Origin of the sequence: Rhodococcus sp. 11-3 (genome assembly GCF_023704055.1) — a bacterium.
GTDB lineage: Bacteria > Actinomycetota > Actinomycetes > Mycobacteriales > Mycobacteriaceae > Rhodococcus > Rhodococcus aetherivorans.
Map to the genome: position 1 here is coordinate 1577918 of NZ_CP080406.1, position 18286 is coordinate 1596203.

General features: G+C 71.7%; 23 protein-coding genes. 14 read left to right on the top strand and 9 right to left on the bottom strand.

The genetic code is table 11. The annotated features are described in order from the left end of the window. Nucleotides 1-22: 22 nt before the first annotated feature. The 3 genes from KZJ41_RS07430 to KZJ41_RS07440 are packed head-to-tail and all read right to left on the bottom strand — an operon-like array spanning nucleotide 23 to nucleotide 2535. A complete protein-coding gene (locus KZJ41_RS07430) occupies nucleotides 23-1189 on the bottom strand; it encodes an MFS transporter (protein WP_029542013.1) in 1167 nt (388 codons plus the stop codon). 3 nt (nucleotides 1190-1192) lie between these two features. Beyond that, entirely contained in the window at nucleotides 1193-1585 is a 393-nt protein-coding gene (locus KZJ41_RS07435; RefSeq protein ID WP_203329504.1) for a hypothetical protein, read from the bottom strand. Between the two features lie 23 nt (nucleotides 1586-1608). After that, nucleotides 1609-2535: an AEC family transporter gene (locus tag KZJ41_RS07440; protein ID WP_006945002.1), complete on the bottom strand. Its 927-nt coding sequence runs from the start codon at nucleotides 2533-2535 to the stop codon at nucleotides 1609-1611. On the opposite strand from KZJ41_RS07440, the gene KZJ41_RS07445 reads away from it, so the two are divergent. Beyond that, on the top strand, nucleotides 2504-2863 hold the full coding sequence (locus tag KZJ41_RS07445; RefSeq protein ID WP_144415003.1) for a hypothetical protein: 360 nt from the start codon (nucleotides 2504-2506) through the stop codon (nucleotides 2861-2863). The two genes, KZJ41_RS07440 and KZJ41_RS07445, sit on opposite strands and share 32 nt — an antisense overlap. A gap of 52 nt (nucleotides 2864-2915) precedes the next feature. Here the strand turns inward: KZJ41_RS07445 and KZJ41_RS07450 are convergent, their stop codons facing one another. Further along, nucleotides 2916-3632 (bottom strand): GntR family transcriptional regulator, encoded by a 717-nt coding sequence (locus KZJ41_RS07450; protein WP_006945000.1) that lies wholly within the window; start codon nucleotides 3630-3632, stop codon nucleotides 2916-2918. 97 nt (nucleotides 3633-3729) lie between these two features. Here KZJ41_RS07450 and KZJ41_RS07455 point away from each other — a divergent pair, with 97 nt between their 5' ends. From KZJ41_RS07455 to KZJ41_RS07480, 6 genes are all read left to right on the top strand, one after another. Next, nucleotides 3730-4860 (top strand): TIGR03364 family FAD-dependent oxidoreductase, encoded by a 1131-nt coding sequence (locus KZJ41_RS07455; protein WP_006944999.1) that lies wholly within the window; start codon nucleotides 3730-3732, stop codon nucleotides 4858-4860. A 32-nt stretch (nucleotides 4861-4892) separates the two neighbouring features. Further along, nucleotides 4893-5570 (top strand): phosphonatase-like hydrolase, encoded by a 678-nt coding sequence (locus KZJ41_RS07460; RefSeq protein WP_231771901.1) that lies wholly within the window; start codon nucleotides 4893-4895, stop codon nucleotides 5568-5570. A gap of 30 nt (nucleotides 5571-5600) precedes the next feature. Next, complete coding sequence (locus KZJ41_RS07465; protein WP_065922896.1) at nucleotides 5601-6563, top strand: phosphate/phosphite/phosphonate ABC transporter substrate-binding protein; 963 nt, start codon at nucleotides 5601-5603, stop codon at nucleotides 6561-6563. A 67-nt stretch (nucleotides 6564-6630) separates the two neighbouring features. Further along, nucleotides 6631-7425, top strand: a complete 795-nt coding sequence (gene phnC, locus KZJ41_RS07470; protein ID WP_231772931.1) for a phosphonate ABC transporter ATP-binding protein — start codon at nucleotides 6631-6633, stop codon at nucleotides 7423-7425. After that, the gene (phnE, locus tag KZJ41_RS07475) at nucleotides 7422-9023 is read left to right on the top strand and encodes a phosphonate ABC transporter, permease protein PhnE (protein ID WP_231771900.1); all 1602 of its coding nucleotides are present in this window, start codon (nucleotides 7422-7424) and stop codon (nucleotides 9021-9023) included. The genes phnC and phnE overlap by 4 nt, the downstream gene beginning before the upstream one ends. Further along, the gene (locus KZJ41_RS07480; RefSeq protein ID WP_006944987.1) at nucleotides 8999-10012 is read left to right on the top strand and encodes an alcohol dehydrogenase catalytic domain-containing protein; all 1014 of its coding nucleotides are present in this window, start codon (nucleotides 8999-9001) and stop codon (nucleotides 10010-10012) included. The genes phnE and KZJ41_RS07480 overlap by 25 nt, the downstream gene beginning before the upstream one ends. Before the next feature lie 31 nt (nucleotides 10013-10043). Here KZJ41_RS07480 and KZJ41_RS07485 read toward each other — a convergent pair whose 3' ends face one another. The 5 genes from KZJ41_RS07485 to rpmB form a co-directional block, all read right to left on the bottom strand. Continuing rightward, nucleotides 10044-10937: a DUF559 domain-containing protein gene (locus KZJ41_RS07485; protein ID WP_006944986.1), complete on the bottom strand. Its 894-nt coding sequence runs from the start codon at nucleotides 10935-10937 to the stop codon at nucleotides 10044-10046. A gap of 193 nt (nucleotides 10938-11130) precedes the next feature. Beyond that, complete coding sequence (rpsR, locus tag KZJ41_RS07490) at nucleotides 11131-11391, bottom strand: 30S ribosomal protein S18 (protein WP_006944985.1); 261 nt, start codon at nucleotides 11389-11391, stop codon at nucleotides 11131-11133. A gap of 10 nt (nucleotides 11392-11401) precedes the next feature. After that, the gene (gene rpsN, locus KZJ41_RS07495) at nucleotides 11402-11707 is read right to left on the bottom strand and encodes a 30S ribosomal protein S14 (protein WP_006944984.1); all 306 of its coding nucleotides are present in this window, start codon (nucleotides 11705-11707) and stop codon (nucleotides 11402-11404) included. A 3-nt stretch (nucleotides 11708-11710) separates the two neighbouring features. Beyond that, nucleotides 11711-11875: a 50S ribosomal protein L33 gene (gene rpmG / locus KZJ41_RS07500; RefSeq protein WP_003937781.1), complete on the bottom strand. Its 165-nt coding sequence runs from the start codon at nucleotides 11873-11875 to the stop codon at nucleotides 11711-11713. Then, a complete protein-coding gene (rpmB, locus tag KZJ41_RS07505; protein WP_006944981.1) occupies nucleotides 11875-12111 on the bottom strand; it encodes a 50S ribosomal protein L28 in 237 nt (78 codons plus the stop codon). The genes rpmG and rpmB overlap by 1 nt, the downstream gene beginning before the upstream one ends. A gap of 117 nt (nucleotides 12112-12228) precedes the next feature. On the opposite strand from rpmB, the gene mrf reads away from it, so the two are divergent. The 7 genes from mrf (at nucleotide 12229) to KZJ41_RS07540 (ending at nucleotide 18061) form a co-directional block, all read left to right on the top strand. Next, entirely contained in the window at nucleotides 12229-13443 is a 1215-nt protein-coding gene (gene mrf / locus KZJ41_RS07510) for a ribosome hibernation factor-recruiting GTPase MRF (RefSeq protein WP_231771899.1), read from the top strand. Further along, entirely contained in the window at nucleotides 13440-13694 is a 255-nt protein-coding gene (locus KZJ41_RS07515; RefSeq protein ID WP_006944978.1) for a type B 50S ribosomal protein L31, read from the top strand. The genes mrf and KZJ41_RS07515 overlap by 4 nt, the downstream gene beginning before the upstream one ends. Before the next feature lie 30 nt (nucleotides 13695-13724). Continuing rightward, entirely contained in the window at nucleotides 13725-13898 is a 174-nt protein-coding gene (gene rpmF / locus KZJ41_RS07520; protein ID WP_006944977.1) for a 50S ribosomal protein L32, read from the top strand. 101 nt (nucleotides 13899-13999) lie between these two features. Further along, the gene (locus KZJ41_RS07525) at nucleotides 14000-14689 is read left to right on the top strand and encodes a response regulator transcription factor (RefSeq protein WP_006944976.1); all 690 of its coding nucleotides are present in this window, start codon (nucleotides 14000-14002) and stop codon (nucleotides 14687-14689) included. Between the two features lie 38 nt (nucleotides 14690-14727). Then, nucleotides 14728-16116, top strand: coding sequence for a HAMP domain-containing sensor histidine kinase (locus tag KZJ41_RS07530; RefSeq protein ID WP_202916546.1), 1389 nt, complete (start codon nucleotides 14728-14730; stop codon nucleotides 16114-16116). A 107-nt stretch (nucleotides 16117-16223) separates the two neighbouring features. After that, nucleotides 16224-17492: a S1C family serine protease gene (locus KZJ41_RS07535; protein WP_006944973.1), complete on the top strand. Its 1269-nt coding sequence runs from the start codon at nucleotides 16224-16226 to the stop codon at nucleotides 17490-17492. Between the two features lie 71 nt (nucleotides 17493-17563). Beyond that, nucleotides 17564-18061, top strand: coding sequence for a molybdenum cofactor biosynthesis protein B (locus KZJ41_RS07540; RefSeq protein ID WP_029542037.1), 498 nt, complete (start codon nucleotides 17564-17566; stop codon nucleotides 18059-18061). The last annotated feature ends 225 nt before the right edge of the window (nucleotides 18062-18286 follow it).

An 18286-nucleotide genomic window follows, 5' to 3' on the forward strand; every position in this document is an offset into this window, starting at 1 on the left:
CGAAAGCGCGCACGGGTGGCGTCTACCTGCGCAGCGCCCGCCACGTGCTCACCGCGGCAGCCGACAGCAGTCCCGCGGTTACCAGGAACACCGAGGCGGTGCCGGCGACCCCGGCGATCGCGCCGGCTGCCAACGGCACCGACACCTGGCCGAGACGGTTGCCGGTGAGGCGTACCGCCAGCGCCGACGCCCGGTCCGCCGGTGCCACCAGTTCGACCACCCACGTCATGGTCAGCGGCTGCCCGAAACCCCAGAAGGCGCCGCAGAGCGCCAGGAGCGCGCCCAGCGCCCACGGGTTGGGCAGAAACGGCAGGGCTGCGACGGGCAGCGCAGTGCACGCCGTCGCCGACAGCAGCAGACGTCGCCGCGGGATCGTCCGCAGCGCCCACGGCAGCACCGCGCGCGAGACGATCGACGCGACGGTGCGGGCGGTGAGCAGAGCCGACACGAGCAGCACCCCGAATCCGAACTCCTCACCGAGCAGCGGCAGGTACGCGACGACGATGTCCACGGACGCCAGCACCACGAGGCTCGAGAACATCGCGGGCTTCATCCCGCGCGTGCGCAGCATCGACAGCACCGACTGCGGGGGCGCGTCGTCCGGGGTGCGTCCGGAACCGGGTGGTTCGCGCAAGCCGACGACGAACGGCAGGGCCATCGCGGCCAGAACCGTCATCACGAGCAGCGCCGGCGTGGTCTCGACGGTCTCGCCGTTGCTCGCCGCAGCGATCACGCCGGCGAGCGGCACCCCGATCGCCTGACCGACCGACACCCCGAGGGTGATGCCCGCGAAGCCGCGATCGAGCTCGCCCGGCGGCGACAGGATCGACACGAACGCCTGCCCCGACACCGTCACCAGGAGCTGACCGAGACCCAGGACGGCGTTGCCGAGACCGAGCACCAGCAGGTCCGGGCTGAGGGCGATGATCAGCGCACCGGCCACCGACACGACCACCCCGGCCCGGAGGATTCCGGCCGCGTGCCGGCGGTCGACGGCCCGGCCGAGTGGCACCGCGAGCACCAGCGGAACGAGGGCGAACAGGGCCGTCACCACGCCGATCACGGCCGCGTCGCCGCCGAGGGCGAGAACGCGGTAGGAGACGAGGACGCGCACCGACTGGAACGTCGCGTGCAGCAGCGCCGTCGCCGTGCACAGGAGCAGCAGCCAGTGCCGGGGGGTGCGGGCCATCGATCAGCCGGCCGTCACGATCCGGTCGGCGAGCGGCGCCCGCAGCGTCAGTTCGAGCACACCGGTGACGGCGATCATGATGCACGCCCGGTCCACCGCCTCGGGCAGCGTGCCGCCGCGCAGCGCCACCGTCACGGTGGTGCCGGACTCGGTGACGGTGGCGTCGACCCCGAAACACTCGGGTGTGCCGGTCTCGAAGTGGACGGCGATGCGGTCGCCGTCGACGCGGGTCCACGACTGTATCGGGATCGGGTGCGGGTCGACGAGATCGTCGTGGGCCGTGAAGACCGTTGCCCCCTCCGGCGTCGGCGCCTCGGGCAGGGCGGGGACGCCGGCGCCGCCCGGACCGCACGCGACGGCCAGGACGCAGCAGGCGGCGAGCAGCAGCAATCGCATGGGTCTCAACCTAGCCGTGCCCGTCATGCCAGCAGCGCGGCGACGACGCCGATCGCGGGTATCGAGGCGAGCGTGGTGACCAGCGCGGCGTCGCGGGCGAGCACCATGCCGCGGCCGTAGCGGCTGGCGTAGACGAACACGTTCTGTGCTGTCGGCAGCGTCGCCACCACGACGATCGCGAAGAGCTCGTGCCCGTCGAGGCCCATCAGGTGGCGGGCCATGACGTAGGCGAGGACGGGCTGCACCACGATCTTGAGTACCGAGGCGAGCGCGACGTCGCGGCGTGGGCTCGTGCCCTTTTCGAGCACCCGCACGCCCTGGAGCGACAGGCCGAACGCGAGCAGGGCACCCGGCACCGAGGCGCCCCCGAGGAGGTGGAACGGCTGCATCAGCGCGGTGGGCAGCGTCCAGCCGGCGACGGCGACGGTGAGCCCGGCCGCACCGGCCAGCACGATGGGGTTCTTGAACGGGGCGGTGATCGTCTCCATCCGGGACGCCCCGGCGCGCATCGTGGACAGGTCCAGCATCGTCAACGCGATGGGGGAGAACAGCACGATCTGGAACAGCAGCAGCGGCGCGACGAAGGAGGCGTCGCCGAGGACGAACACCGCGATCGGGATGCCGAGGTTGGCGGAGTTGACGTAGGAGGCGGCGAGCGCGCCGATCGTCAGTTCCGGCAGGGGCCGGCGCAGCCACAGCTTCGCGACGACGAGGTAGAGCGCGGCGACGGCGAACGCCGTGGCCGCGGCGACGTACAGGGTGGGGGAGAAGATCACCGACAGGTCGGAGGTGGCCAGCGAGTCGAACAGCAGCGCGGGGGTGGCGACGAAGAACACCATCCGGCTGAGCACGAACTGGCCCTCGGGTCCGAGCGTGCCGGTGCGGCCGAGCGCGAATCCGATCGCGATGATCACGAAGATGACGCTGAATCCCGCGATCACGCCCGACACCGACCGTCACAACCCTTCGTCACCACCCGACACTCAGGCGCTGCACGCCAGGCCGAGAACCTTACCGGCGGTAACGGCACCGCGGCTCACCGGGCGTGCCGGGCAGCAGGAACGATGCGGTTGGGAGCCCGGCGGGGCATCGCGGGCGAAAGTCTGCGATGCTGAAAAAATGCCGACCGACCCGATTGTTTACCCTCCGGCCAACGTCATCGCGCTGGCTCAGCATCCGCGCTACCAGCACGCCGACTGGACGATCTCTGAGCGGCTGGTGCGACGGCAGGAACTGGTCCTGCAGCATCTCGGCGTGTGCGGCGACGACGGTTCCTGAGGGGCTCCGGGCCCGGGACCGGCGCACCTCGCCGCCGTGCTCCGGGGCGGACTCAGGGCGTCACCGTGGCGACGAACGTCATCCGGTCCCCGCGGTAGAGCGACCGCCGCTGCTCGATCGGCGCGTCGTGCTGATCGTAGGAAACGCGGTTGAGCAGGAGCATGGGCGTGCGGATGTCGGCGTCGAGGAGTGCCGCCTCGCGGGCGTCGGGCAGGGTGGTCTCGATGTACTCGACCGCGCGCGCGAAGGTGATCCCGCGCGCGCGGATCGCCGCGTACAGCGACGACGTGGAGTCGAAGCTGTCGACGAGTCCCGGATAGCGATCGGCGGGCAGGCGCGTCCGTTCGAGTCCGACGCGGACGCCGTCGGTGAGCAGGACGCGTTCGAGTTCGAGGACGGGGTCGCCGACGGCGATCGCGAGTACCTCGGCGAGGTCGGGGTCGGCGGCGAGGTCGGTCCAGCCGACGAGAATGCGTCCCGCGCTGCGGCCCTCCGCGAGGGCGGCTTCGGTGTAGGAGCCGATGATCAGCGGTTGCAGGATCTTGGGCTTCGCGACGACGGTGCCCCGGCCGCGGCGTTCGATGCGGCCGTCGACGAGGAGTTCGCGCAGCGCCTGGCGCACGGTCTCCCGGGCCACGTCGAACCGGGTGGCGAGGTCGCGCTCGGAAGGCACCGGGTCGCCGACGGAGAGCTCGTCGAGCAGGGCGTCGACCTGATGCCGCACGATCTGGTGCTTGGGGACCCGGGCCTCGCGAGCGGTTGCTGTCACGCTCGAAGCGTACCGGATTTTGGTCTATACCAATTGTTCACCGCGCGTTCGCCTGCCGTCCCCTCATTGGTCTAGACCATCGCTCAGGCTCGGGGCCATGCGAATCCTGATCATCGGCGGCGGCATTCTGGGCACCGCCCACGCCGACGCCGCCGTCCGCCGCGGACACGACGTCGTTCACCTCGAACGCGAACCGGAGGCCCGGGGCGCCACCGTCCGCAACTTCGGCCTCGTGTGGGTCTCCGGGCGTACCGAGGGCGAACTGGCTGCCACCCTGCGCTCCCGCGAGTTGTGGGCCGACCTCGGCGCCCGCGTCCCCGGCATCGGTTTCCGGGCGAACGGATCGATCACCCTTCTTCGCACCGACGCCGAGGTGGCCGTCGCCCGGGAGGCCGCGGACCGCGCCGACGCGCGTGACCGGGGCTTCACCCTGCTCGAGCCCGAGGCGGTCCGGCGGCTCAATCCCGCCCTGCGCGGCAAGTTCGTCGCCGGTCTGCACTGCAGCACCGACGCCGCCGTCGAATCCCGCGTCGCCCTGCCCGCGATCCGGTGGCACCTCGCCACCTCCGGGCGGTATCGATTCCGGCCGGAGACCGAGGCGCGCACCGTGACCCGCACCGCCCACGGCACCGTGCAGGTGCGCGACGACCACGGCACCGTCCACGAGGCCGACCTCGTGCTCGTGTGCCCCGGAGCGACCCTGTCCGGTCTCGCCCGCGAACTCGGCGGCGACCTGCCCCTGCGCCGCGTGCGATTGCAGATGATGCAGACCGCGCCGCTGGGGGAGAAGCTCACCACGTCCGTCGCCGACGGCGACAGCCTGCGCTACTACCCGGGATTCGCCGGGGCCGCGCTGGAGGAGCTGAAGGCGCGCGAACCGCAGGCGCTCACCGCCGAGCGGCACCGCATGCAGCTGCTGTGCGTGCAGCGCCTGGACGGCGGGCTCACTCTCGGCGACACCCACGAGTACGACGAACCGTTCGCCTTCGACGTCGACGAGGCCCCGTACGAGCACCTCGTCACCGTCGCGGAGGACCTGCTCGGACGCCGGCTCCCGCCGGTGATGCGGCGCTGGGCCGGGGTCTACAGCCAGTGCCTCGATCCCACCGAACTCGTCCACCGTGCCCGCGTCGACGACGACATCTGGATCATCGCCGGGCCGGGCGGCCGCGGCATGACCCTCGGCCCCTACCTCGGCGAGCGGACCGCCGATCTCCTCGAGCTCTGAACATCCTCTCCCGCAACGATTCCGGAGTAGCAATGACTGTCATCCGACTGGCCGTGCTCGACATGGCCGGCACCACCGTCGCCGACGGCGGCCTCGTCCTCCGCGCCTTCGACGCGGCCGCCACCAGCGTCGGACTGCCCGCCGACGGGCCCGAACGCGACGCCGCCCGGAGCTACGTCCTCGACACGATGGGCCGGTCCAAGATCGTCGTCTTCCGGTCCCTGTTCGGCTCCGAGGAACGGGCCCGCGCCGCGAACGCCGCCTTCGAGCGGGCCTACGACGAATTCGTCGACGCCGGCGAGGTCGAGCCGATCCCCGGGGCCGCCGAGGCGATCACCCGGTTGCGCGACGCCGGCCTCGCCGTGGCCCTCACCACCGGCTTCAGCCGCACCACCCAGGACCGGCTGCTCGCCGCCCTCGGCTGGGAGGACCTCGCCGATCTCACCCTCGCGCCGTCCGACGCCGTTCGCGGCCGGCCGTACCCCGACCTGGTGCTCACCGCGCTGCTGCGCGCCGAGATCGACGACGTTCGCGAGGTCGCCGTGGTCGGCGACACCGTGGGCGACATGCTCTCCGGCCGCCGCGCCGGTGCCTCCGTCGTCGCCGGCACCCGCACCGGCGCCCACGACGAACAGGCGCTGCGCGACGCCGGGGCCACCCACATCGTCGATTCCGTCGCCGACCTGCCCGATCTGCTCCTGCAGTCCTGACAGACACCCCGACCCCGAGGACTTCCCGACATGCACTGCTCCAGCCGAACGGTCGCCGCGACCGCGCTCGCGACCGGCCTCGCTCTCGCCCTCACCGCCTGCGGCGGCTCCGATCCCGACGCCGTCAACGCCCAGGGCTTCCCCGAGAAGCTCACCCTGGCCGCGATTCCCGCCGAGAACTCGGCGGACCTGCAGGCCGGTTACGACCCGCTCATCGCGCTCCTCGAGCGCGAGACCGACGCCGAGGTCGAGTTCGTGCAGGCCTCCGACTACGCCGGCGTGGTCGAGGGCATCATCGCCGACAACGTCGACCTCGCCTTCTTCGGCCCGTTCGCCTACGTCGTGGCCGGCGTCAACGGCGCCGATGTCAGCCCGCTCGGCGCCGTCGTCCAGGCCGCCGGCGGCGAGCCGGGTTACCGGTCCTACGGCCTCACCCGCTCCGACAACACCGAGATCGACGGCATCGACGACTTCGCCGGCAAGGACGTGTGCTTCGTGGACCCGGGATCCACGTCCGGATTCCTCTACCCCTCCGCGGGACTCATCGAGGCCGGCGTCGTCGAATCCGGCACCGAGCAGGCCGTCGCCGCCGGTGTGAACCCGATCTACGCGGGCGGCCACGACGCCTCGGCCCTCGCGATCGCTGCCGGCGACTGCGATGCCGGATTCGCCTTCGACACCATGGTCGACGAGACCATGATCGCCAGCGGCGACCTGAAGGAAGGCGAACTGAAGAAGGTCTGGGAGTCCGAGACGATCGCCGGCTCGCTGTTCGTGGCGAGCAACTCGCTCGGTGCCGACACCGTCGACCGGCTCCGCACGATCTTCGTCGACAAGGCCAATGCCGATCACATGCGCGCCGCGGGACTGTGCGACGGCGAGTGCCGCATCACCGACGAACGGGCGTGGGGCGTCGTCGCCGCGACCGACGCCGACTACGAGGGCGTGCGCGAGGTGTGTGCCCTGACCGAGTCCGACAAGTGCAAGGGCTGAGTTGAACAGCGATCACACCGTCGCGGGCGACGAAGACCTCACCGTCGCGGGTGACGAAGACCTCACCGTGGCGGGCGATGATGTCGTCGTCTCCGCCCGTCGCGTCACGAAGAAGTTCGGCCACACCGTGGCTCTCGACGGTGTCGACCTCGAGGTGCATCGCAGCGAACTCGTCGTGCTGCTGGGCCTGTCCGGCTCCGGCAAGTCGACGCTGCTGCGCTGCCTCAACGGTCTGCACAGCGTCACCGAAGGGGCCGTGGAGGTGGCCGGCACCCGCGTCGATCTGGCGTCCCGCGCCGAGCTGCGCATGCTGCGGCGGGAGGTCGGGTTCGTCTTCCAGCACTTCAACCTCGTCGGCCGGCTCAGCTGCCTCGAGAACGTCCTCGTCGGCGGGCTCGGGCGCCTGCGCCTGCCCCGCTACGGCGCCGCGACGTACCCGAAGCGGATGCGCACCGAGGCCCTCGACCACCTCGACCGCGTGGGGCTGGCCGACCTCGCGGATCGTCGCGCCGACACCCTCTCCGGTGGGCAGCAGCAACGGGTCGCGATCGCGCGGACGCTGATGCAGCGTCCCACCGTCCTGCTCGCCGACGAACCGGTCGCGTCCCTCGACCCCGAGAACGCCGGGGTGGTGATGGACCTGCTCTTCCGTGTGTGCATGGAGGACAAGCTCACCGTCGTGTGCACCCTGCACCAGGTGGACCTCGCGCTGGGCTGGGCCCACCGGATCGTCGGCCTGCGCGGCGGACGGAAGGTGCTCGACCGGCCGGCCGTGGAGCTGAGCAGGGGTGAGGCCATGGACATCTACCGGCGGGTCGACCCGGCCGCCCGGCCGGCCTCGGCGCCGACGGGACCGTCGTGAGCACCGCCCTCGCGCCGTCGCCGCCCGACCGTGTCGGGCGGCGCCTGCCGCGGTCGGCCGTCCGCCGCCGGCGTCTGCTGGGAACGTGCGCGGCTGTCGCGCTCCTCGTCGTCCTGGTCTCCGCCCGCTACATCGACTTCGCCCCCGCGGCACTGCTCGACGGGCTCGACGACGTCGCCGGCCTGCTCGGCCGCATGTTTCCACCCACCCTCGACGATCCGGGCCGGATCTGGAAACTCGCCCTCGACACGCTGCTGATGGCGGTGCTCGGGACGGTGCTCGCGACCGTCGCGTCGGTGCCGCTGGCCTTCCTGGCCGCCCGCAACACCACCCCGCACCCCGCCGTGTACACGGTGGCGCGCGCGGTGATCACCTTCTGCCGGGCGGTGCCGGACCTGCTGTTCGCGGTGCTGTTCGTCCGCGCCCTCGGCATCGGTGTCCTGCCCGGCGTGCTCGCGCTCGCGCTGCATTCCATCGGCATGCTCGGCAAGCTGTTCGCCGACGCCGTCGAGCAGACCGATCCCGGACCACGGGAGGCGGTACGCAGCACGGGTGCCGGCTATGTCCGCGAGATGCTCAATGCCGTGGTGCCCCAGGTGGTTCCGTCCTGGATGGGTACCTTCGTCTACCGCATCGACATCAACCTGCGCACCTCCGTCGTGCTCGGTTTCGTCGGTGCCGGCGGCATCGGGTTCGCGCTCCAGGACGCCCTGCGCGGACTGGTGTATCCGCGGGCGTTGGGCATCGTGTGCGTGATCCTCGCGATCATCGCCGCGATGGAGGTGCTCGCGGTCGTCGTCCGGCGGGTTCTGCTGGCACCCTCCGTTCCGGATCCGCGCCGGGAAAGAGCCGCGCGACTCATCTTCTCCCGCACGGTCGCCGCCGCCACGATCGGTGCACTGATCAGCCTGCGTATCGACCCGCGTGCGCTGGTCACGTGGATCGGTCCGTCACTCGAGGTGTTCACCCGGCTGCTCCCGCCGGACTTCACCGCCGTCGGCGGCAGGCTGCTCGACGCCGTCCTGCAAACCCTCGCGATCGGTGCGGTCGCCACGGCCGCCGGGATCGTGCTCTCCCTGCCGTTCGGGATACTCGCCGCCCGCAACGTGTCCCCGAACTCGGCTGTGTACTGGTCGGCTCGCTCGGTGATCCTGTTCGTCCGCGCGGTGCCCGAGCTGATCCTCGCGGTGATCTTCGTCGCCGCGATCGGCCTCGGTCCCGTCGCGGGGGCGTGCGCACTCGCTCTCGGATCCGTGGGATTCCTCGGCAAACTCGTGGCGGACGCCGTCGAGGAGATCGATCCCGGGCCGGTCGAGGCGGTGTGGGCCGTCGGCGGGGGCTGGTGGAAGACGTTGTTCGCGGCGGTGATTCCGCAGGCGGTGCCGTCCGTCATCGGCTCGAGCCTCTACCTGCTCGACGTCAACATTCGCACCTCGACGGTGCTCGGCATCGTCGGCGCCGGCGGCGTCGGCTTCCTGCTGTTCGAGGCGATCCGCACCCTGAACTTCGAGTTCGCCGGAGCGATCGTGATCATCGTGTTCGCCGTCGTCTACCTGATCGAAAGGATGTCGGGATGGATCCGGTCGCTGGTGGTCTGACGCGCGCGGCCGTGTGGACCGGCGACGGCGTCGACGTGCTCGACGTCCCCGTCCCGCGGCTCGGTGACGGGGAACTGCTGGTGCGTGTCCGGCTCGCAACCGTGTGCGGCAGCGACCTGCACACCGTCGCCGGACGGCGGCCCGGGCCGCGGCCGTCGGTGCTGGGGCACGAAGCCGTCGGTGACGTCGTCGCGGCCGGTCCCGGTGCCGGGACCGTCGTCGGCACGCGCGTCGTGTGGACTGTCACGGCCTCGTGCGGCGCGTGCGACAGGTGCGTGTCCGGGCGGACCGCCAAGTGCCGGGCCGTGCGCAAGGTGGGGCACGAACCGTTCGACGGCGACTGGGCGTTGTCGGGCGGCTACGCCCACCACATCGTGCTGCCGGCCGGGGTGGGCGTGGTCCGGGTGCCGGACTCGGTGCCGGACGTCGTCGCGGCCCCGGCGGCATGTGCGACGGCGACGGCGGTCGCCGCTGTCGAGGCGGCCGGTGACGTCGCCGGACGGCGGGTGCTGGTGTGCGGCGCCGGCCTGCTCGGGGTCACCGCGATCGCGCTGTGCGCGGCGGCCGGTGCCGATGTGCGCGGCGCCGACCCGGATGCGGAACGGATCGCGGTGGCCGAGCGGTTCGGGGCCCTCGGCGACGAGGGCGGCCCCGTCGACGTCGCGCTCGACTTCTCGGGATCCGTCGCGGCGGTGGGGGAGTGCCTGCGCCGGCTCGACGTCGGGGGCCGCCTCGTGCTGGCCGGGTCCGTGACGCCGGGCCCTTCGGTGCCCCTCGACCCCGAGGCCGTCGTGCGGGGGTGGCTCACCGTCACCGGAGTCCACAACTACGAGCCCGCCCACCTCCGTCGTGCCGTGGCGTTCCTGACCCGCACGGCCGGTACCTACCCGTGGGACGAACTCGTCGCCGAACCGGTCCGGCTGGACGATCTCGCGGACGCCCTGCGTCGGCCCGCCGCGCCCGCCCTGCGCGCGTCCGTCGCCCCGTGAGCGCGCACTTCTCGTGACGACACGCCGTGACTCAGCGCGAATTGTGCGCACTCGGCGGTCGGACGGAAGCGCCTGCCGCTCGAAGCCGCATCCGCACGCGCTCCACGACCGATCCAGGGCGCAGGCGCAGTTGTTCGGAGTTGACGCGGACCACGGACCAGCCCAGCGCCGCAAATGCCTCGTATCGTTCGATGTCCTTGGTGCGCTGTCGCTCGTCCGTCCAGTGATGGATGCCGTCGTACTCGACGAGGGTGCGCCATTGCTTCCAGCCCAGGTCGGCCCACCCGAGGACGCGTCCGTCCACGCCGGCGACCGGGACCTGGGTGCTGGGGCGGGGTAGGCCGCCACGCACGAGAAGCAGCCGTACCCGCGTCTCCGGGAGCGACTCGGCTCCGGGGTCGACCAGTGGGAGCGCCTGCCTCAGCCGCCGCACGCCGCGGGCGCCGCTGTGCCGATCGGCCAGTTCGGCGACATGCGCAGGGTCCAAGCGGGTGGCACGGCACAGCGCGTCGAGCTGTTCGACCGCGGTATCCAGGACGAGACGACGGCCGAGATCGAACGCGGTCCGGGCCGGAGACGTCACCCGCATGTCTGCCAGCGTGCACACTTCGTCGTCGAGGATCGTCTCGGCGTGCACGACGACCCCGTCCGTACCCCGGCGGCTACCGCGTCGGATCAGTTCGGCGGGCGCGGTCGCGTCGATCCATCGGCTGCCGAACAGGGCAGCGGCCGAGTAGCCGGCCAGCACGCCGTCGCCTCCCGCCCAGAGCCATGCGGCCCGTGCGCGGCCGTACGGTGTGACGGCCGCGTCCCGGTGGATGTACACGTCCCGGTGTACGCGCCGGAATCGCCGAAGTTGGTGCGGCGTGAGAAGGCCCGCCCGTACGGCCTGCGTCCCCAGGAACGGTTCGTCGAATTCCCCCATGATCGCCGAGGATGCCCGGTGACCGTGCGGGAGGGAACCGCGGTCGCGACGGCCTGTGGACAACTCGCGCGAGTGTGCACATCTCGGGACGACACACCGTGAGCCAGCGCGAATTGTGCACACTCGACGGTCCACAGATACGACGAGGGCCGCGCGGGCACGTGCCCGCGCGACCCTCGTCGCGAGTGGAGCTCTACTTGCTGGTGGTGGTGAAGGGCAGCAGCGCCATCTCGCGGGCGTTCTTGACCGCGACGGCGACCTGCCGCTGCTGCTGCGGGGTCAGGCCGGTCACGCGACGGCTGCGGATCTTGCCGCGATCGGAGATGAACGTGCGGAGCAGGTTCACGTCCTTGTAGTCGACGTACTCGATCTTCGCCGCGAACAGCGGGTTCTTCTTGGGCTTGCGGCCTTCCACGGCACGCGACTTCTTCGACGGGCCCCTCTTGACTGCCATGACTCGCTCCTCACCAGCTCGACTTGTGGACGCCGGGCAGCTCGCCGCGGTGCGCGAGTTCCCTCACGCGCACGCGTGAGAGCCCGAACTTCCGCAGGTGGCCGCGCGGACGTCCATCCGCAGCGTCTCGATTGCGCAATCGTACCGGACTGGCGTCGCGCGGCAGACGCTGCAGGGCGGTCCGGGCGGCGAGGCGTTCCGCGTCGGTGCTCGACGGGCGCCGCACGATCTCCTTCAGTTCCGCGCGACGTGCGGCGTAGCGGGCGACGACGAGCTTGCGCTGCTCGTTGCGGGCGATCTTCGATTTCTTGGCCATGGCCTACTTTTCCTCGCGGAAGTCGATGTGGCGGCGCAGCACGGGATCGTATTTGCGCAGGACCAGCCGGTCGGGATCGTTGCGCCGGTTCTTGCGGGTGACGTAGGTGTACCCGGTGCCGCCGGTGGAGCGGAGCTTGACGATGGGTCGGATCTCGTTGCGGGCCACTAGAGCTTTTCTCCTCGGGCGCGGAGGCGGGCGACGACGGCTTCGATGCCGTCGCGGTCGATGGTCTTGATGCCCTTGGCGGAGAGCGTCAGGGTGACCCGGCGTCCCTCGGAGGGCAGGTAGTAGGTCTTGCGCTGGATGTTCGGGTCCCAGCGGCGATTGCTGCGGACGTGCGAATGGGAGACGGATTTCCCGAAGCCGGGCTTGCGTCCGGTCACCTGGCAGTGCGCCGACACGGCGGGCTCCCTTCTGTCGGCGCCCCGAGGGCGTAACGACAATCGTTTTCGACAAATGGCCCGAGCAACTGTACGCTCCCTTCGAGCTAATGACAATCGTTACCGAAAGGGGTTCCGGTGGACACCAGAACGCCGCTGATCGTCGTCTCGGGCCGGCGCGGACCCACCGAACGCACCGCGCGGGCCCTGCTGCGTCCGGGAACCGTCGTCGTGCACCACGACCTCGACCACGTCGGTGAGGGGGTCGTGCGCCGCACCCTCACCACCGTGCACGACGACCGCCTCGACGTGCTCGAACTGGCCCACGGCTGCGTCTCCTGCACCCTCCGCGAGGATCTGCTCCCGCTGCTGCGGCGCCTGCACGCCCGCAGCAACGTCGACCGCATCGTCCTGCTCCTCGACCCGCGGCTCGAACCCGAGGCGCTGTGCTGGGCCGTCGAGCACGTCGTCGTCTCCGGCGTGGTCGGGCAGATCGACGGACCCGCCGCCCACGACGTGCGGATCGAGGCCACCGTCACCTGCATCGACGCCGCCACCTGGCTCACCGACGCCACCGGCGACGAGGAACTCGACGACGACCGCACCGTCGCCCAGGTCGTCGTCGGCCAGGTCGAGTTCGCCGACGCCCTCGTCGTCCGGCCCGGAGCCGACGGCTGGCAGCAGGCGAAGCTGCACGCGGTGCTCTCGCGGCTCGCGCCCGACGCACCCCTGGCGTGGGGCGAGGACGTCGACGTCGAACACCTGCTCCGGCAGATCCCGCCCGGCGCGCGGCGCGGGACGGTGTCCGACGCGCACTCTCCGCTGCTGCGCGGTCAACCACCGCTCGGCGAGGACTGCGGCGTGCGGCTGCTCGAGTTCGGTGCCCGCCGGCCCTTCCACCCGCAGCGCCTGCACGAGGCGATCGATGTCCTCCTCGACGGCGTGGTCCGCGCCCGCGGCCGGGCCTGGGTCGCGACGCAACCGGACAACGCGCTGCTGATCGAGTCCGCCGGTGAGGGCCTGCGCGTCGCCCACGCCGGGCCGTGGCTCGCCGCGATGACTCCCGAGCAACAGCAACGCGTCTCCGGCGAACGGCGGGCCATGGCGGCACTGCGCTGGGACGACACCCACGGGGACCGCGACACCTCGATGGTGATCCTCACCCACGACGCGGACCCCGACGAGATCCACCGCGCCCTGGAGTGGGCACTGCTCACCGACGAGGAGTTCGCCGACCCGGCGGCCTGGCCGACGTGGGACGACCCGTTCGGCGAGTACCACGAAGAACCGTGCGACGACCTGCCGGCACCCACCGCCGGCACCGCACCGACAGAAGGAGAAGGACGAGCATGAAGCCCGGCATCCACCCCGACTACCACCCCGTGGTGTTCCAGGACGCCAACACCGGATCGGCGTTCCTGACCCGCTCCACCGTCACCGCCGACCGCACGGTCGAATGGTCCGACGGCAACACCTACCCGCTGATCGTCGTGGACGTCACCAGCGAATCCCACCCCTTCTGGACGGGAACTGCCCGCGTGCTCGACGCCGCCGGCCGGGTCGAGAAGTTCGAACGCAAGTACGGCAAGCGCCGCCGGCCCTGACCCCCACCCGGACACCCGAGGAGAACCACCATGGCAGTACCCAAGCGCCGGATGTCCCGGTCCAACACTCGCAGCCGCCGCTCGCAGTGGCACGCGCAGGTCCCGGCCCTGGTGCCGGTCACCGTCGCCGGTGTCACGCACCACGTCCCGCGACGGCTCGTGAAGGCCGTGCGGCTCGGGGTGATCGACCCGAACGAGGTGTGACGACCCGCGAGGGGGAACCGCGGCGCCGGGCGGGTCCCCCTCGCCGGACACGCCGCCGCCCTCTCAGACACCTCTCAGCGGTCGGGTCCACACTGGAGGCCATGCGCATTCTGGTGGTCGACGACGACCGGGCGGTGCGGGAGTCCCTGCGCCGATCACTGAGCTTCAACGGATACACCGTCGAACTCGCCACGGACGGGCAGGACGCCCTCGAACAGGTCGCGGCCGAGCGGCCCGACGCGATGGTCCTCGACGTGATGATGCCGCGGGTCGACGGCCTCGAGGTGTGCCGCCGACTCCGCAGTACCGGCGACGACCTGCCCATCCTCGTCCTGACCGCCCGTGACTCCGTCTCCGAGCGCGTCGCCGGCCTGGACGCCGGCGCCGACGACTACCTCCCCAAGCCGTTCGCGCTCGAGGAACTGCTCGCCCGGCTGCGCGCGCTGCTCCGCCGCGCCTCGCCCGACCCGGCCACCGAGTCGGAGGAGACGCTGCGTTTCGCGGACCTGACGCTGAACCCGTCCACCCGCGAGGTGACCCGCGGCACCCGGTCGATCAGCCTCACCCGCACCGAGTTCGCGCTCATGGAAATGCTCATGGCGAACCCCCGCCGGGTCCTCAGCCGCAGCCGCATCCTCGAGGAGGTGTGGGGCTACGACTTCCCCACCTCCGGCAACGCCCTCGAGGTGTACGTGGGCTACCTGCGCCGCAAGACCGAGGCCGACGGGGAGCCGCGCCTGATCCACACGGTGCGCGGCGTCGGCTACGTCCTGCGGGAAACCCCGCCGTGACCCGGCTCGACGGCGCCGACCCGGATTCGAAGCGCCCCATGCGCCCCCCGCTGCTGCTGACCCGGTCGGTGCCGCTGCGCCGGCGTGTCACGTTGCTGGCCGCCGGCGCGGTGGCGATCGCCGTCGCGGTGACCTCCATCGCGGCGTACGCGGTGGTGGCCCGCGCCCTCTACGCCGACGTCGACAAGCAGTTGCGGGCGCGGGCTGCCGCGCTCGTCGAGAGCAGCACCCTGATCACCTACGACCCCCGCTACATCGGTGGCGCCCAGCTCTACAGCTCCGACATCAGCGTGGCGCTCATCTACTCCAACCTGGGGCAGTACGTGCCGCCCGGGTCGTCCGTCCCGATCGGCGGCGCCGAACTCGCCGTCGCGAAGGGCGAACGGGAGTCGTCGCTGCGCACCGTCGGCCATCAGCGGGTGCTCGCGCAGCGCATCCCCGACGGCAGCACCATCGTCATCGCCCAGCGCCTGCAGCCGACGGCGGACATCCTCAAACGGCTCGCGAGCGTGCTGTTCGTCGTCGGGGGGTGCGGCGTGGTGCTCGCCGCCGCTGCCGGCGCGACGGTGGGACGCACCGGTCTGCGCCCCGTCGCGCGCCTCACCGCGGCGGCCGAGCGGGTCGCCCGCACCGACGACCTGCGGCCGATCCGCGTGACCGGGCACGACGAGCTGGCCCGGCTCACCGAGAGCTTCAACACGATGCTGCGCGCCCTCGCCGAGTCGCGGGAGCGGCAGAGCCGGCTCGTCGCCGACGCCGGCCACGAGCTGCGCACCCCGCTGACGTCGCTGCGCACGAACATGGAGCTGCTCATCGCGGCGAGCCGGCCCGACGCGCCGAACCTGCCCGAGGAGGACATGGCGGAGCTGCGCGCCGACGTGGTGGCGCAGATCGAGGAGCTGTCCACCCTGGTGGGCGACCTCGTCGACCTCGCCCGCGAGGACGCCCCCGAGACGGTGTTCGAACCCGTCGACATCTCGGAGGTCGTCGAGCGCAGCCTCGAACGCGCCCGGCGCCGCCGCTCCGACATCGACTTCACGGCGCACACGGAACCGTGGTTCGTCTACGGCGACCACGCCGCGCTCTCCCGGGCGGTGCTCAACGTCCTCGACAACGCTGCCAAGTGGAGTCCCGCCGACGCCGAGGTGCTGGTGTCGATGCGCCAGCTCGGCACCGGCCTGATGGAGCTGACCGTCGACGACGCCGGGCCCGGCATCCCCGAGGAGGACCGCGAGCTGGTGTTCGAGCGGTTCTACCGCTCCACCGCGTCGAGGTCGATGCCCGGATCCGGCCTCGGCCTCGCGATCGTGCGGCAGGTGGTGATGAAGCACGGCGGCACCATCGCGGTCGACATCTCGTCGCGTGGGGGTGCCCTCGTCCGGATCGTGCTGCCCGGCACCCCGCAGCTCGAACACCCGGCGGATTGACAGGAAAATCGCCGTCGGATCTAAGCGGACTCTCAGCCGCCGCGGGCATGCTGGAAGCCGAACGACGAGCCGCCGACCCGGCGGCCGTGTAGACCGAAAGCGATGAGATGAGCGAGGACCCCACACCGGGTGGCGGCCGCCCCGAGCCGCACCAGCCGACACCGCAGCAGCCGACACCGCACCAGCCGAATCCCTACCAGGCTCCCTCCGGTCCCTATGCCGGGTACGGGCACACCGCGCCGTTCGGCGCCCCGCCCCAGCCCGCGCCGGGGCCCCAGGGTTCACCCCGATCGGCGCGGGGCCTGCTCGCCCTCGGCGCCGTCGCGCTGGCACTGGTCAGCGGCGGGATCGGCGGCGCCGTCGGCGCGTGGACCACGCAGCAGTCGACCGGCGGCACGGCCGTCACCAACGCCCTCGACGCGCCGCGGCCGTCCACGACGACCGTCGCCGCCGCCCCCGCCGGTTCGGTGCAGGCCGTCGCGCAGAAGGTCGTACCGAGCGTCGTGCGCATCGAGGTGGTCGGCCGCACCGCGCAGGGCGAGGGCTCGGGCGTGATCCTGTCCTCCGACGGCCTGATCCTCACCAACAACCACGTCGTCGCCGGGGGCGGCGCCGGCGCGCAGCTCACGGTGTACTTCTCCGACGGCAGCTCGGTCCCCGCGACCATCGTGGGCGCCGACCCGATCTCCGACATCGCCGTGATCCGCGCGGAGGGCCGCACCGACCTCACCCCGATCGAGCTCGGCGACTCGAACGCCGTGCAGGTGGGCCAGCAGGTGGTGGCGGTCGGCTCGCCGCTCGGTCTCGAGAGCACGGTGACCACCGGTATCGTCTCGGCCCTGGACCGGCCCGTGTCGACCAGCGGGGAGACCGGCAACCAGAACACCGTCATCGATGCGCTGCAGACCGACGCCGCGATCAACCCCGGCAACTCCGGCGGCGCGCTGGTGAACATGGACGGCCAGCTGATCGGCGTCAACACGGCGATCGCCACGGCCGGCGGACAGTCCGGATCCATCGGCCTCGGCTTCGCGATCCCGGTCGATCAGGCACGCCGCATCGCCGACGAACTCGTCGACACCGGCAAGGCGACCCACGCCGTCATCGGCGTCCAGGTGCCGTCGCAGAGCGACGTGCGCGGCGCTCGGGTCATGGAGGTCACCGGCGGCGGGCCCGCGGAACGGGCCGGTATTCCGAGCGGCGTGATCATCACCAAGGTCGACGACCGGCTCGTCACCGACGGGGACTCCCTGATCGCGGCGGTCCGCTCGTACGCGCCCGGCGACACCGTGCGCATCACCTACACCGACGCACAGGGTGGCAGCGAGAAGACCGTCGACGTGCAGCTCGCGGCGGCCGAGGCGGGTGGCCGATGAGAAGAGACGCCGCCGGATTCATTCTCGGACATACAGCTCGTTCGACGGACAGGGCAACTACGGTGGGCATCATGGAATTCGAAACCCCCAGGACTGGGCGAGCCCTCGTGGTGATCGTGGACGACCGGGTAGCGCACGGCGACAACCCGGACTCCGCCGGGCCCCTGGTCACCGAGCTCCTCGCAGAGGAGGGATTCGCCGTGGACGGTGTCGTCACGGTGTCGGCCGACGAGGTGGAGATCCGCAACGCCCTCAACACCGCCGTCATCGGCGGCGTGGACCTGGTCATCTCCGTCGGCGGCACCGGGGTGTCGCCGCGCGACGTGACGCCCGACGCCACCTCCGATGTGCTCGACCGGGAACTCCCGGGGATCGGCGAGGCCCTGCGCTCGTCCGGCTTCTCCGCCGGCGCGATGGACGCCGGTCTGTCCCGCGGTCTGGTCGGCCTGTCCGGCTCCACGTTGGTCGCGAACCTCGCCTCCTCGCGCGCGGCGATCCGCGACGGCATGGCCACGCTCCTGCCGCTCGCCTCGCACGTGATCGAGGAACTGTCACGGGTGGAGGGATAGCCATCACCGGCACGGACGAGAGCGCGTCCGGCGCGTCGTCGGACGACGCACCACGGCGCGACGACGCGAGCCGGGCCCGGATCGACCGGGCCCGGCTCCGCCGCATCTTCGGCGACGTCCTCCCCGAGACGACCCGCGACGAGCGCTCGCCGGCAGACGATTCGTCCGACTCGGAAGAATGGCTGCGCCGGCAGGTACCGCCGCACCACGGCCACATGTGATCTA